The organism is Bacillus amyloliquefaciens DSM 7 = ATCC 23350, from assembly GCF_000196735.1.
Lineage (GTDB): Bacteria > Bacillota > Bacilli > Bacillales > Bacillaceae > Bacillus > Bacillus amyloliquefaciens.
Window position 1 is genome coordinate 603,478 of sequence record NC_014551.1, and the last position, 15,507, is coordinate 618,984.

16 protein-coding genes are annotated in these 15,507 nt (G+C 43.6%); all 16 read left to right on the forward strand.

The annotated features are described in order from the left end of the window. Positions 1-17: 17 nt before the first annotated feature. Positions 18-416 (forward strand): DUF3168 domain-containing protein, encoded by a 399-nt coding sequence (locus BAMF_RS23455; protein ID WP_013351231.1) that lies wholly within the window; start codon positions 18-20, stop codon positions 414-416. Positions 417-429: 13 nt separating this feature from the next. Further along, a complete protein-coding gene (locus BAMF_RS23460; protein ID WP_013351232.1) occupies positions 430-942 on the forward strand; it encodes a phage major tail protein, TP901-1 family in 513 nt (170 codons plus the stop codon). Continuing rightward, positions 884-1,198, forward strand: a complete 315-nt coding sequence (locus BAMF_RS40555; RefSeq protein WP_013351233.1) for a fibronectin type III domain-containing protein — start codon at positions 884-886, stop codon at positions 1,196-1,198. The genes BAMF_RS23460 and BAMF_RS40555 overlap by 59 nt, the downstream gene beginning before the upstream one ends. Continuing rightward, on the forward strand, positions 1,140-1,454 hold the full coding sequence (locus tag BAMF_RS40560) for a fibronectin type III domain-containing protein (protein ID WP_223253963.1): 315 nt from the start codon (positions 1,140-1,142) through the stop codon (positions 1,452-1,454). The genes BAMF_RS40555 and BAMF_RS40560 overlap by 59 nt, the downstream gene beginning before the upstream one ends. 56 nt (positions 1,455-1,510) lie before the next feature. Beyond that, the gene (locus BAMF_RS23465; protein ID WP_003155845.1) at positions 1,511-2,017 is read left to right on the forward strand and encodes a tail assembly chaperone; all 507 of its coding nucleotides are present in this window, start codon (positions 1,511-1,513) and stop codon (positions 2,015-2,017) included. Positions 2,018-2,064: 47 nt separating this feature from the next. Next, on the forward strand, positions 2,065-2,373 hold the full coding sequence (locus tag BAMF_RS23470; protein ID WP_041481705.1) for a hypothetical protein: 309 nt from the start codon (positions 2,065-2,067) through the stop codon (positions 2,371-2,373). Between the two features lie 4 nt (positions 2,374-2,377). Further along, positions 2,378-7,453: a phage tail protein gene (locus tag BAMF_RS23475; RefSeq protein WP_013351235.1), complete on the forward strand. Its 5,076-nt coding sequence runs from the start codon at positions 2,378-2,380 to the stop codon at positions 7,451-7,453. Beyond that, a complete protein-coding gene (locus tag BAMF_RS23480; RefSeq protein ID WP_013351236.1) occupies positions 7,450-8,214 on the forward strand; it encodes a distal tail protein Dit in 765 nt (254 codons plus the stop codon). Before BAMF_RS23475 ends, BAMF_RS23480 begins: the two co-directional genes overlap by 4 nt. Before the next feature lie 12 nt (positions 8,215-8,226). Then, positions 8,227-11,424, forward strand: a complete 3,198-nt coding sequence (locus BAMF_RS23485; RefSeq protein WP_013351237.1) for a phage tail spike protein — start codon at positions 8,227-8,229, stop codon at positions 11,422-11,424. 11 nt (positions 11,425-11,435) lie between these two features. Next, the gene (locus tag BAMF_RS23490) at positions 11,436-11,723 is read left to right on the forward strand and encodes a hypothetical protein (RefSeq protein ID WP_007408580.1); all 288 of its coding nucleotides are present in this window, start codon (positions 11,436-11,438) and stop codon (positions 11,721-11,723) included. Between the two features lie 18 nt (positions 11,724-11,741). Then, entirely contained in the window at positions 11,742-11,909 is a 168-nt protein-coding gene (locus BAMF_RS40565) for an XkdX family protein (protein ID WP_013351238.1), read from the forward strand. Positions 11,910-11,931: 22 nt separating this feature from the next. Beyond that, positions 11,932-12,144 carry a hypothetical protein gene (locus tag BAMF_RS23495; RefSeq protein WP_013351239.1) on the forward strand — a complete coding sequence of 71 codons (213 nt, stop codon included), beginning with the start codon at positions 11,932-11,934 and terminating at the stop codon, positions 12,142-12,144. 71 nt (positions 12,145-12,215) lie between these two features. Next, the gene (locus BAMF_RS23500; RefSeq protein WP_014470540.1) at positions 12,216-12,485 is read left to right on the forward strand and encodes a hemolysin XhlA family protein; all 270 of its coding nucleotides are present in this window, start codon (positions 12,216-12,218) and stop codon (positions 12,483-12,485) included. 15 nt (positions 12,486-12,500) lie between these two features. Then, complete coding sequence (locus BAMF_RS23505) at positions 12,501-12,764, forward strand: phage holin (RefSeq protein WP_013351241.1); 264 nt, start codon at positions 12,501-12,503, stop codon at positions 12,762-12,764. Between the two features lie 55 nt (positions 12,765-12,819). After that, the gene (locus BAMF_RS23510) at positions 12,820-13,791 is read left to right on the forward strand and encodes an N-acetylmuramoyl-L-alanine amidase (RefSeq protein WP_013351242.1); all 972 of its coding nucleotides are present in this window, start codon (positions 12,820-12,822) and stop codon (positions 13,789-13,791) included. A gap of 335 nt (positions 13,792-14,126) precedes the next feature. Continuing rightward, entirely contained in the window at positions 14,127-14,987 is an 861-nt protein-coding gene (locus BAMF_RS23520; RefSeq protein WP_013351243.1) for a hypothetical protein, read from the forward strand. Positions 14,988-15,507: the final 520 nt, after the last annotated feature.

Here is a 15,507-nt window from a genome sequence, read left to right on the forward strand (position 1 = left end):
AGAAAGGAGCTGTCATCATGCGATCTGCCCTGTGGCCGTTGCAGGCTGCTCTATTTAAGAGGTTATCAACAGACGAAGAGCTGGACGGGCGCGTCACGGGCGTCTTTGATGCAGTCCCGAAAGATCAGCAAAAGCCTTATGTGACAATGGGCGATGATGATGTATCCCCATTTAAAACCAAGACATCCAGCGGTGAAGAAATCAATGTGGTTTTACACTGCTGGTCAGGTTACAACGGAAAAAAAGAAGCAATGGAGATTCTGAGCCTCATGCTTCAAGCGTTAACAAGCAGGCCCCTAACAATAGAGGGCTTTTCTTTATGCCGTTCTGAGATGCGCAGCATGCAGGTGATCACCGATATTGACGGGTACACGCGTCACGGCATTCTCAGAATGCGCTTCACAATAAACAATTGAGAGGATGAAAGAAATGCCAGATTTATTAAACGGTAAAGATGAGATTTATTTTGTGCAGCCGATGGATGCAAAAGGGGCAGACGGGCTGTTCATCGCCTTTCAAACAGAAGGGTCACACACGAAAGAACAGGACACGCTGGATGAGTCCACAAAATCAGGCCGTATTGTCGGTTATGGTACAAAAAATGAAAGCTTTGAGCTGACTTATTATGCTGCTGTGACCGATCCGGGGCAGGAAGCGATTGAAAGTGCTTATGATAACGAAAAGGCAATTAAGGTCTGGAAAGTCAATAAAAACAAAAACAAAAATGATAAGCATGATTCTGTCTTTGGACATGCAATTATTGAAAGTTTGGAATTCAGTCAGCCGCAGGATGGGTTTGTTGAGGTTTCAATAACTCTGCCTGTGCTCGGGAAAACATTCAAAGGCGAATTGCCGCCACTATCAGATGAAATTTTAGCGATGATTGAATCCTCTGCCGGCGCGACTAAGTTTGAGGAATTCGGCGGCACGACTACGCCCTAATGCGCCCCAAAATCTATCGTTCACGGCTACGACTGACAGCGTGACCGTGAAATGGGATGCGGTAGATGGGGCAACTTCATATAAGGTATACAGGGGAGCGAGCAAGCAACTGGACGCAAATGTCACAGGCACATCCCACACCTTGACAGGAATTGCGGCCGACACGAAACTGACGGTCAACGTCTCTGCTGTGAACGATGCGGGCGAGTCCTCAATGTCTGAGATTGTTACGCAAACACAAGCGGTTACGCCCTAACGTACCCCGCAATATAACTGCGAAAAGCGCCACTTCAAATCAGGTGAGTTTTTCATGGGATGCGGTGAAAGGGGCGACATCTTACAACATTTACAGATTTTACGCAAAAATAGCGACTGTCTCAACGAACTCGTACACGTCGAATCCTAACCTGAAGCCGGATACCGCCTACATTTTTAACGTGTCGGCAGTGAACTCGGCCGGGGAATCGGAACGATCGGCCAATTTTACGATACGAACAGAAAAGGAATCATAGGGTCCGGGCTTCCCGGGCTCTTTTTTAACATACAAAAATAATCGGAGGTTTTATAAATGGCTTACTTAACTATCGGAGATAAAGAATACAAATCACGTTGCGACTTTGCTTTTGACAGATTGGCAAACGAAAAATACTCCACTGAGGACGAAAAGGGCAAAGGCGGCACAATGAATATTTACATGAGTCTGCTGAATGAAGAGGCTTCCTACCTTTCTGCTTTTTGGGATTGCGCACTTGCTTACTTGAAGAAAGAAAAGCCTTCAACTGAGGCTATTGAAGAAGCAATCATGAAAATCATTGATGAAGACGAGACAGGCGAGGCAATTGACAAGATGATCAATGAAGCATTCACGACACTGGACTCAGCGGGTTTTTTCAAAGGTGTGATCCGTCAGCGTTGGAAGATGATGGAGAAGATGAACAAAGGGAAGAAACCGGCTCCGAACGAAACACCGGAAATGGAAGCGAAACGGTTGGAGGACGAAGAGAACGGCAAGGAAGTCTTGAAGATGATGAAAGAGGCATACAAAGAGAGAACGGGATCGACTACGACCAAATAATTACGAACTCCGCACATTGGCTCGGGGTTTATGATGTGGATTTAATCATGTCATGGACTCCTAACGAGTACAAGCTTCTGCTCAAAGGGGCCAAGTTGCGAAAAATAGATGAATTGGAGCTTATGGCAAGAAACGCCATGTTTCACCGTTACGCCATGAATGAGAAGCGCCCCAAAGAAACGAAAATGTTTGATGCAAAGAAGGCCAGACGTCAATTGGAGCGCAATATCACTGGCGATAACGACAAATGGCGCAAGTCAGATGTAAACGAGCTTGGCAAACGAGCCAAAGGGGTTCAGCGGTTTAATGATGCAATCCGCAACCACTTTTCAAAATCCGGACAAGGAATGGGGTGAGGGAATGATCGAAAGACTGACAGCGATAGTTGAAGCACAGACACGAAAATTTAATCGCAGTATGGATCGTGTCAACGATATAATGCGCCGGATGGCTGATCATCACACTGTCGAGATTGACGCCGAAATTGCCAGCTTTCAAGCAAGAGTACGGCAGGCGGCGCAACAAATAGATAATTTTGTTCATCGACATGAACGAACGCGGGTTGATTTAGATGCGGATTCAGACCCTTTAACACGGGCCATCAATTGGGCGAAGCAAAGATTAAGACAGATTCCCCAAACTGTCACCACGCAATTAATGGGGAATGTGCGGCCGTTATCTTCCGCATTGGCACGCGCTAAAGCAGGGCTATCGGCGGTGGCGAACAGAATCACAACGACGATAGACGGAAATCCCACTCCTTTAGGGCGTGCTGTCGCTGTTGCGCGGTCAGCCATAGCATCAGTATCTCATAACGTAACTACCACTTTTAATGCGGCCACGTCGCCTATCATGCGCGGGGTTTCGGCAGTCCGTTCAGCTTTGGCTTCACTGCCAAACAGAATTACCACGGTCATAAACGGAAACACAGCTGCGCTTATGCGCTCTGTAGCAACGGCACGCGCTGCTCTGGCGTCCTTGCCGAGAAAAGTATGGATTAGTATAGAAGCTCGAATTGATCGGTTTGAAACGTCAATGAACAGGCTTGCCAAGATCACAAACTCAGTTTCAACGGTCATCGGTCATTCAATTGCCGGGGCACTAACGTCCCTACTCCCTGCAATCTCGCCAGCCCTTGCAAGTATTGTCGGGGTAATCGGCTCATTGGGTCCTATGCTCGGGGTGGCAGCCGGCGGAGTAATGGGGTTAACCAGTGCATTTGCAACAGCGGGAACAGGCGCGGCGGCATTCGGCGCCCTTGCTATTACTTCGATAAGCGGTGTATTCAAAGCATCCGAAGACCTTTCCAAGCTGCAGGAGAAGCTGGACAATGCAACAAGCGCGAAAGAGCGCGCTAAAATCATGAAACAGATCAATAATCTGCAAAAATCTCTTGGAAAAGAAGAGAGAGAGGCATTAAAGAACCTCGAAGACTTTAAAGACAATTGGCGGGACATCGGTACGATGGTTCAAAAGCCGATCTTAAAAACATTCGGTATGTCTCTAAATACGTTTAAACTCGCGCTTAACTCACTCATTCCAATGTTTGATGGACTGGCAAAAGAGGGCGTGGGACTGGCTAAAAGCATGGACAAGGCTTTTAAAGCTCCGGACATGCAGAGATTCATTTCCTATCTGAACAAAGAAGCTCCGGGGGCGTTTGCTTCATTCGGCCGATCTGCCGGGAATGTCTTACGGACAGTTTTTAATCTGATCGTAGCATTCGGACCGACCGGAAAGAGCATGACAAAATCCATCGAAGGAATGACCCAATCATGGGTGAAGTGGTCAGCGAACTTGGGCTCCTCAAAGAAATTTCAGGCTTTCGTGGAGTATACAAAAACCAACGGCCCGAAACTGCTGCAGATCATCAGAAACTTTTCGGGCGGTCTGACTAAGCTGTTTACTGGATTCGCTCCTATGTCTCAAGACATGATGACATCGCTGGTAGGTATGACAAAGCGGTTCAATGAGTGGGCTGGCAGCGTTACGAAAACAAAAGAATTTCAATCGTTCATTGACTATATCAAAACTAACGGCCCTACAGTATGGAGCACATTGGGGCAGATCGCGAAGACTATCATCAACTTGCTTGTTGGCATGGCTCCACTCGGCAAAACGATCTTGGAGAATGTAAACGGGTTTTTGAAATTTACTAATGCGGCGATGGAAGCAAACCCGGCAATTGGGAAGTTCATTGCAGCGGGCATTTCATTAATCGGTGCTTTAAGAGCTATTGTTCCGGCGATAGTAGCAGTCAGTGCTGTTACCAACGGTCTTAAAGATTTTAAAGATGCAGCTGAATATCTACGAACCTTCAAAACCACAGCTGCGGGTATAAAGCTGGCCGGCCTGATTGGTCAATTAAAATCAGCGATAGCAACTATGGGACAATTCATTGCGAAGTATACAGCGATGGCAGCAAGAGCAACAGCTAATGCTGTTAAAATGGCGGCGTCATGGACTGCGATGAAAATCAGCTCTTTCATAACAATGCTGAAAAACGGCATTAAGCAGATGGGGCTTTTCATTGCCAGAATAACTGTTTTAGCGGCAAAATCAGCAGCCCAAGCAACACGAATGGCAGCGGCGTGGACTGCGGCAAAAATCAGTTCATTTGTGTCAATGTTGGCGGCAGGTATTAAACAAATGATCTTATTTGGTAAACGCTTGGTCATTTTGGCAGCTCAAGCAGCGGCAAATGCGGCGCGCATGGCAGCGTCATGGATCATCGCAATGGGGCCTATCGGTTGGATTACAGCGGCGGTTATAGCCTTAGTTGTTCTCATTATTGCCAATTGGGATAAAGTCAAGAAGTACACCCTTCAAGTTTGGGGCGTCATATCTCAGTGGCTCCAATCTGTATGGGAAGGCATTAAAACAGCGGCAACATCAACATGGAACGCAATAACGTCGTTTTTCTCCACTGTTTGGAATGGAATTGTTTCGGCAGCTAAAACCATTTGGAACGGGCTATCTGCTTTCTTTAAATGGGAATTCAATTTGTACAAAACCATTTTCACAACAGTTTGGAATGCTATAAAATCGTTTGCCTCTTCTGTCTGGAATGGTATTAAAAAGACTGCGACTTCAGTATGGAACGGCATTAAGAACACTATTACCTCAATTTGGTCGGGGCTTAAATCGGCGGCCGTCACAGCCTTTACGTATATGCGGGCGCAGATCGTTAACAGGATCATTGCGACGAGAGATAAAATGATCAGCATCTGGAATGCAATTAAGAGTAAAGTATCGTCCATATGGAATGCCCTGAAAAGTGCTGCAGTGACTGCTTTTACCTATATGCGCGCACAAATTGTGAATCGCATTATTGCAACCAGAGACAAAATGGTCAGTTTGTGGAACTCGATAAAAAGCAAAGTGACATCTGTCTGGAATGCTTTAAAAAGTGCAGCTGTAACAGCCTTCAACTACATGCGGGCGCAAATCGTCAATAGAATTGTAGCGACGAGAGACAGAGTAATAAGCCTCTGGAATACAGTGAAAAGCAAAGTGATGTCCATTTGGAACGGCATTAAAAGCGCAGCTTCTACAGCGTTCAGCTATATGAAAGCGCAAATCGTAAACCGTATCCAAGCAACGAAAGAACGCATTGTCAGCATTTGGAATGGTGTCATGAAATTTTTTAGAGGCATCAACCTCAAGTCCATTGGCCGCAACATCATACAAGGCTTAATAAATGGTATCAGCGGCATGGCGGGTGCATTAGCGAGCAAAGTTAAATCAATGGCAAACGCAATTCCTAACGGCATGAAAAAGCTTCTGGGAATCCATTCACCGTCAAGGGTAATGCGTGACCAGGTCGGATATCACGTCGGCACCGGTATGGCGGCTGGTATTGATAAATCGCAGGGCAAAGTAAAAGCGGCCGCGGCAAAAGCAGCGAAAGCGGCTCAGAAGGCGGCTGAGGTAAAGGTTTCCAATAAAATTAAGAACGCTGAAGTGAAGTATGACACCAAGAAAATGGGCGCCGATACGTATATCAAAACATTGCAGAAGATTCAGAAGCAAAACAAGCTTACCAGCGAGCAAAACCGAAAAATCCAACGCGAGATATATCAGGCATCCAAAAGCGCCTCTGATAAGCAGAAGAAGCTTCTGAAAGAGCAGCAGCGCAAGGAAGCGAAGGCGAAGCTGGCGCATACCAAGAAAGTATCAGATCAGATTAAGAAAGCTGAGGCAAAATACGATACAGGAAAAATCAGCGGGAATACGTATATCAAAACACTTGAGAAAATCAAGAAGAAGAACAAGCTGAATTCTGACCAGCAAATAAAGGTTCAACGGGAAATCTATCAGACTCAAAAAACGATGGCTGATAAGGCCAGAAAGCAGAAGGAAGCCGAAAAGAAAGCGGCTGATAAGCTTAACAAGGGCATTCTTTCCGCAAACAATACTTATCTCTCAAAATTCAAAAGTGTGAATGATAAACTGACTGCTGATACCAAGGCGGCCAACGATGCCTATAAAAAGGAGCTGCAAGACCGAACTAACGCGATTTATAACGCCATCGGTCTATTTGATGATGTCTCAAGTGAAAAAGTGAACGGCTCCAAGCTGACTGCAAATCTTAAAAAGCAGCTGGACAAGATCAAAACGTTCAACAATGACATTTCAAAAATAGCAAGCCGGGCACCGAAGGCGTTCACAGACGAATTGAAAGAAATGGGTATCGGGTCAGCTGATCAGATTAATGCGATTTCACGCATGACAGATTCCGAGTTAAATGAGTATGTCAAGCTGTGGCAGGAAAAGCATAAGCTGGCGAGCACTCAGGCGGAACAAGAATTAACCGGACTGAAGAACGAGACAACCAAGAAAATAGTTGAATTACGATCTGCCGCAAATAAAGAACTGGCACTTTTGAAAAATGACTATCTCCGCAAAATTGGGGAGCTTACAGTGGATGTAAAACAGCTTGGTTCTCTCAAGAAAAGCGGAAAAGCCATCGGTTCAAATACAATGGCTGGCATTATTTCTGGAATGAAGAATATGCAAGGCGAGCTGGCGAAAGAAGCAAATTCCATCGCCTCGACAATTGAGAAAACCATTAAGAAAAAATTGAAAATCCACTCCCCATCCAGATTGATGCGGGATCAGGTGGGGATCATGGTTCCTGCTGGTATCGCTGTGGGGATTCAGAATGGTATCGGCACTGTTCAAAAAGCTATGGGAGCCGTCAGTGAAGCTATGACTATTCAGCAAGAGGATATGAATTTTGCATATGACACATCCATTTCTAGCAGCGAACTCGGCACGGTTAGAAAAGAATTAAGCGCGGACATCCGGAACCTTGAATTGCCTGACAGAATGATTGTTGTTGAGCTGGACAGCAAGAAGGTCGGTCAAGGCGTAGAAAAACCTGTCACAGACGCTCAGAAAAGGTCGAACGCAAGGAGGACGAGAATTAATTGATCAATTATCAGGAACTACTGCCTAACCAATGGAAAATCACGTTTGATGGTATTGATATATCACCCTTCTTTTATGTGAAGACCACGGGCGGCCGGGGAGTGACAGGAAGAGAAGTGAATACAGCCACTATCGGGAATCGCCCCGGCGGTTTCCTGCGGAACACAAGAATCCCTGTAAGAGTCATAACCATTGAGGTTCTTTTTGCCTTCAGCAGTGAAGAAGAGTTGAAGAAAAAGCAGGAGGAATTGACTTTTATTCTGCACACTGAAGAGCCTAAACCGTTAATTTTTCATGATGAGCCCGACAGATTCTATAACGCTGTCTTTGAAAGCATTTCAGAAGGCGAAGAACAGGGAGGCTTTCAGACTGCAACATTGACTTTTATCTGTCCTGACCCAAAAAAATACGGCCCGGCGAAGGATTTTGAATTTAATTCAGGTATTCAGACTATCATTAATCCGGGATATGCGGCCGTAGACCCGACAATCGAATGCGTCTTTGAAGAGAAAGCCACTTCATATGAGGTGGCTCTTCTTAATGATGATGGGTCTGTATCGAAAACGATCAAGCTGCTGTACGATTTCATCGCTGGTGACACACTTGTAATTGATTCAGCAAAAAGAAAGGTCACTTGCAGCGGTAATTTAATCATGACAGCACTTCAAATTCAATCAGATTGGTTTCTGCTGCCGCCCAGGACGCCAGTTAAAATCAAGTTCAGTCATAAGAGCAGTATCAAATTTAATGAGGCATATTTGTAAGGAGGTCCGATCATGGCTGACATTTATATACTTTCACCAGATGATAAATTATTGACAGTGCTGTCCAGCCACGGACGAGAAACCTGTACGTTCTGGGATGCAAAATACAAGGAAGAGCTCAACAAGGGCTCTTCTTTTTCTTTTGTAGCCGATGCCTCCCACCCTGACGCGCGCTTCCTATTCGAAGAGAATCAAGTGGTATTCAACGATAAGGACGGTGTAATGCGTCTGTTTGTCATCAAGGAACTGGATGATACAAGTGAAGAAGGAGAGATTAACACTCAGGTTACCTGTGAAGCTGCCATGATGGAGCTTGCTGAAACCTTTGTAAAAGATTTTCGCCCTACCAATAAAACTGCTCAGTTTGTACTGGATAATGTTCTTTCTCGGTCAAGATGGGTGGCGGAAGTAACGGCGGAGCTTGGAGTGAATTCGACTACCTTCTATAAAAAAACAGCGTTGGATTGTATCGCTGATGTGATCAATATATGGGGCGGAGAGCTTCAGGACACTATAGAATTTGATGGAAATAAGGTCGTTAAACGAATCATAAAAATACTTCCTCGTCGCGGTAAAGACAGCGGGAAGCGCTTTGAGAGTGATAAGGATACAACGAATATCCGGCGGACCGTTATCAGTTACCCGGTGACAGCCCTTTGGGGTTACGGGGCATCCATAGCGTCTACGGATGAGGAAGGAGAGGAAACGGGCGGTTATTCCCGTTTTATTGATTTCTCTGAAGTAGAATGGAAAAAATCAAAAGGCGACCCGGTCGATAAGCCTTTAGGCCAGGAATGGGTTGGCGATCCGGATTTATTAGAACGATTGGGGCGCCTTAAAGATGGAAAGCTGATCCATCGGGAAGGCCAGTTCAATAATGAAGACATAACGGAGCCGGAAGAGCTCTTAAAGGCCACATATGATCATTTGATTACGACTGCATGTAAGACAGAAATCAATTACGAACTGTCCGTGCAACTGCTCGAGAGCGTGCCGGGACACGAACACGAACATGTGGAATTGGGAGATACAACGATCGCAATTGATCGAAATTTCGCTATCCCAATTGAGACATCACAGCGCGTTATTTCAATGGAATACGATATTACCGATCCTGAAAATACTTGCGTTGTTGAGATCGGGCAATTTTTATCGGCATTACAAAAAGACGGTAGGCTTGAGCAGATTGAAAGTGTGATCGAAAAGAACCGTGGCACTTGGGAAAGCAAACCGGACGCCGGAGAGGTTACGGATGGCAGTTTCCCTGATAAAGCCCCGCCTGTTCCGTCGAATGTAGTGATCAAGCCAATGTTTCAGAATGTGGCCCTGACATGGGATTATGATCCGTCCAGTTATATCGCAGCTTATGAGGTATATGCTTCACAAGTAAATGGATTCACCCCATTAAAAGAGAATCGTATTTTCAGAGGCAAAACAGGCGGATACGAGCATTTTACGGGAGTAAATGAAGTTTGGTATTATCGCTTGCGCTCAATCAACACACGGGGCACTGCGAGCGAATTCACGGATCAGTTTTCCGCGACCACTCAGCGCATTCTGACTGATGACATTGTTTTCGGAGCGATCACGAAAGAAAAACTGGCCGACCTGGCCGTTGATGCTGATAAGCTTTCCAGAAATTTTGATGATGCCAATATTTTGCCGGGTTCATTGTTGGATAGCAACTGGTGGTATGCCTATTCAGGCGCCAAGTACACGATAGACAAAAAAGAATTCAATGAAATGACAATTTCTCAGGATGGCACCAAGGCTTTTGGTGTTTGTCAACTCTCTGTAAAACAGACGATGGCGCTTGTGAAAGATCAAGTATATACTTTGTCTTTTGAAGTGAAACGAAATAATACAACAGATATATCTTGGAATCATCTAAAAAAAGGAAGCACATTCATTTCATTGGATGCAAGCGGGCTCACTGACATAAGCAATTACCCGGCTGATGAATTCGTGAGAGTGAATATTCAATTCACGGCACCAGAAACCGGTAATAATTACACAATTGGTTTGGGCGGCCGTGGTTCGGATGATAACAGTAATTGCAGTTATGTCGTAAGAAAAATTCAAGTCAGAAAAGGAGCGGTAATTAAAGAATATGGCTACAGTCCCTATGACGTAGCCCTGGTTGATGGGGTCATCACGAATAACTATCTTGCAAACCTTGCGGTCGGTTCAGCCAATATTCAATCAGCCGCGATAACATCAGCAAAAATTGCAGATGCGGCGGTAGGGTCTGCTGCTATTGCGAACGCCGCAATTAAAAAGGCACACCTTGGAACGGCCATAATTGACACCGCACATATTATTGATGGAGCAATTACAAACGCAAAAATCGCCAATCTGTCTGCTGATAAAATAACCGCCGGCACGATCAAGGGGATCACGATAGAAGGTTCTTTGATAAAAGGAGCCCGGTTTGAGCCAATCTCAAACTCGGATTCACTGACTGCTTATATTGAAGCGGGTACAATATATCAAAGAAAAAGAGCAAGTGAAGGGTTAAACTATGATGTTTTAGAATTGACAGCTTCATCATTCTCACAAAGAAGGCAGGCTGAAGATACAAGTGGGAATGTTAAATATGACATAAACCGTGTGTTAATCGAGAATGGCACAATTACGATAGACGGAGGCAAAACATTTCCGGAAGAAACTTATACTTCGGCCCTGAAAATCTATTCACAAAATCAAATTGATACTCGTGATTCAGCTGGCACATATTTTGATTTTTCGCTGAACAATGAGGTTGTTATGCAGTTGAAAAACACAGTAAATTACGACGGCTTAGTTGGAGATAGATATGAAGCGGTTTTGGAGCACAAAAAATCAAGATTTGTGATAAGAAATAAAGACAGTGGGTGGGAATTCTTGCAGGTTATGAGTCCTTTCGCAAGTAAAGGAGGCTCTTTTGGTCCGGTTAAATATCGAATTAATGAAAGCGGCGATGTAATGTTGCGGGGCTTTTTGAGGAAAATGGGTGCTGGGGAACTGCGTGATTATGTAATTTGCAGTCTGCCTGAAGAAGTTGCACCGGAGTATCAGCAGATCTTTCCTGCTTACGTTTGGAACGGAACCGGAAAGGAACGTTTTACTGTGTATCCGAGCGGCGATATAAAGCTATTTTATGGACCGACTGACGGACGAGAATATGAAGTATCAATAAGTAACATCCATTTTAGACCAAAAGATAAATAGGTGGGATTGCCATGAAAACTTTTTTAGGAGTTGATAAAGAAGGTTTTGTAAACGGCGTGTTTTATCAGAATTCTGAAGATCGTGAGCCACCTGAAGGTTTTTATGAAGCTCCGGCCGAACAGTTTTTTATGGTTAAAAGAGATTTTGAAAATAACTGCTGGACTGAGGGCTTATCAACGGAAGATATTGAACGTATTAAAGAAGAAAGCGAAGGTTCTCAAACTGATGAAGAGGAAAATTTGAAAGCTAGAACTCTTGATCTTCAGCGTGTTTGCAATCTCTTAATGAATCAATCATAAGAAGCGGAGGAAATTTCATTGGAGAATCGAAGCGTTCTCTTCGGTTTTTTTGAAGACTGCTGGAAAAATGGAACTGTTTTGACCGTTGAAATGAGAAAAGCCGTTGAGAAAGGCCGCATCACACAAGCGGAATATGATGAAATTACAGAAAACGAACGCGGTAATGCGTATCCGGATCAAGAATAGGGAGGGGAACAGGGTGCAAGAAATGACAAAAGAGCAGCTTCAGGAACAGCTGCAGATTGAAATCTATAAATCTATTTCACTGCAAGAAGAATTGGATCAAAAGAATAAGGAACGCGCCGAATACAAAGCTTTATATACATTTGCTCAAAAGAAGCGCGAGGAACTTCAAGAACAATTAAATGCTGCACTGTCAGCAAATGAAGGCCGTAGTGAACCAGCACCTGTAACCGAATAGGTGTTTTTATTTTGCCTCGAAGGAGGTGAAGCGTATGAGATAGATAAAAGGGGGGCGTACTAATGTCACAAATGACGGAGGTACCGGAAGTGAATGCTTTACAAAAAGAAATTACAGAGGTTAAAGCCGGGCAAAAGACTCTTGAACAACGAGTGAGTGTCCTTGAGCGTTCTTCAGACAGGCATGATCAGCAAATCATTTCATTAAATGAAAAGCTGAACAAAATTGATGAAAATACGACTTGGATCAAACGGACCATCACAGGGGCCATAATAACAGCAGTCAGCACCGGTTTTATCGGCGGGGCTATCGCGATCATGTATAACCTGCTGCAAAAATAAGGAGGAAAACAACATATGAAAAAATTCGACAAAGGTACAGTCGTCCGGACTGTGCTTCTTTTTATTGCTCTCGTAAACCAAGTTTTAGTGATGTTTGGTAAGGATGTGCTACCGATTGCAGATGATCAAGTGAATGACCTTGCGGACGCGGTTTATTTAGGCGGCTCCATCGGATTTACGATCATCATGTCACTGGTAGCATGGTTCAAAAACAACTATGTGACTGAAAAAGGCCATAAGCAAAAAGCCGTTTTAAAACAGAACGATTTAACCAAGTAAGGGCTGCCGTTCGGCGGCCTTTTTATATTTCAAAACAGAATAGGAGAGATTTTTCATGACAATTGCAGTCAAAAAAAGATTAGTTCCAAGTGAAAAATACGCCCTGAAATGCCCGAACCCAATGACGCCAGAGTATATTACTATTCATAACACGGCAAACGATGCATCAGCCGCCAATGAAATCAGTTATATGACCGGTAACAGCGAATCGACAAGCTATCATTTTGCCGTCGATGATATAGAGGTAATTCAGGGAATTCCCCTGGATCGGAACGCTTGGCACTCTGGCGACGGCACAAACGGAACCGGGAACCGTAAGTCTATCGCGGTAGAAATCTGCTACAGTAAGTCAGGTGGCGCGCGGTACCGAGCAGCAGAGGCGCAAGCTATCAAGTTTGTGGCGCAACTTCTTAAAGAACGCGGATGGGGCGTTGACAAAATCAGAAAGCATCAGGACTGGAACGGAAAATACTGTCCGCATCTTATTCTTTCTGAGGGGCGCTGGGATCAAGTGAAAGCGGCCATTGCTGCAGAATTAGAACGTCTTGGGGGTGAAAAAGCATCCAAACCACAAAAAACAGATTCAAAGACCAGCGGGGCGACGTACACCGTCAAGAAAGGCGATGTCCTTTCTGTAATTGCAGAGAAAACAGGAGTAAGCATGAAAACCCTGCAAAGCTTGAACGGCATCAAGAATCCAAATCTAATCAAAGTCGGACAGGTAATAAAGCTGACGGATTCGGCCGGCTCACCATCCAGCAGCAAAAAATCATCTTTCCGCCTGCCAGCGGGTATTTTTAAAGTCACAAGCCCGTTGACCCGAGGGGAGGCCGTAAAACAGATTCAAACGGCGCTGGCGGCTCTTCATTACTACCCGGATAAGAGCGCAAAGAATTTCGGAATCGACAGCGCATATGGCGCGAAAACAGCAAACGCGGTCAAACGATTCCAATCTATGTATGGTCTTCCTGCTGACGGGATTTATGGGCCGAAGACAAAAGCGAAACTGGAGGATATTTTGCATTAAACTGAATATTAATATGTAGATGTTCACAAATCACAAAAAACAGCCCTTTGGTCGGGGTTGTTTTTTGTTAAAATGAGGATAAATCATAAAGGGAGGATTAGATATGATTTTACTGAGGTTTATAAGCTTAATGGCACTTACTGTGCTTGGCTTGGTTTTAGTAGCAAATTATGCTTCGTTTTTGGCTCTCCCGATCTATATAATTGCACTTGCACTATTGATACTTTTAGTTATTTATCTGATTTATCATTATTCCCGAAAAATAATTGGAAGGGAAAAGTAAAAATGTATAGAAATGTATAACAAGCGGGGTGAATATAAACGGAGGTAATAAAATGAAAAAGATTCTATTCTTTTTACTTAGTATTTCGCTTGTTACCAGTATTTACGGAGGGACGGCAAGTGCGGTCGAACCAAAAGACTCTCAGAGGGACAAAGAACAGATTAAAAATTACGTTGAAAATGCTGTGCCATTATTACAAGACAGCATAGAATTTCTGCCAAAAGACTCTTCTTTAGAAAAAATTGAAAAAACAATTTCCAAACACTACAAAAATCATCCTACACCAAGTGCATTTAACAATCCCAACTTATCAACAAATAATGTTTTTCCTGAAATGAAATCCCAACTGGATAAATATAAAGGGAAGGCATTGAATATTAACGATTTTATTTTTGAACAAGATAAAACAGAATCATTAGGAAAAGTCTTCACGTTTAAAAATGAAAACAGCACTGTGAAAGTCTTCGTGGGCGATATTGGAGATATTCAAATTATTGAGAGAAAAACTGTCTCTGCACCTAAAGATTCCGACGATCAAGCAAGTGCAAAACTTAGTACAAGAACAGAAAGAACTACTGGAATCGGTTACGGTACTAATGGAGCAAAATTGTTTACATTATGGGCTGAAGGCCGATTTGAATATAACGGAAAAAAAGTCTCTGTTGCACAAAAGGACGGAGATTATAACAAACATTTCGGTGGTTCGGGCCTCGACATATCAGTACGAAAATTAGGTGCTGAAAGAGACGCGAGTTATGGGGGATATGCATATAGAGAAGTTTACTCCCGGATTTATGTAGAGTCTGTTGTCGGCTTCAAATGGCTTGGAGTTATTATAAATTCCAAAACGGTGGAAGCTTACATTGGAGCCGGAGCAAATGGAGCAGTTTACGGAGGACTTAAAAAAATATAATTTTTACCATCCCGCTTAATTGCATCACAATAAAAAAGGGTTCAATTTTGGTCACACAATTGGTCACGATTTATAAATTCAAATATGAATATCAATGAGAGATATGAGGGCAATCGAGCGAAAAAACAAATATCGAATTGCTCAAATGAATAGGAATGTATGTTCTTGAAAGAGATTGATCTATGGGCGGAATGATGTAAAACCGACAAAAAACCCTTGATTTACAAGGGTTTGTCGGCAACGGACGTCATTTTGATGCCCCTTTGATCTATTTATGAATGTTCGAGGCTTCTCACAAGTTCAATGAATTTGTGAGAGGCCTTTTTTTATTTCTATCATTAATCTCAAATTACGAATAAATTAGAATAATTTATTCAATTGCATCAAGGTATATGACTTTGTTACAAATCTTGTAGAAGGATTTGTGTTCATAGGTTTTATTCTTTACATCTTTTGAAGTAAGAGTAGATACTCTTAATTTGTCATACGTTTGCCACCTTTAAATGAAAGTACCATACTA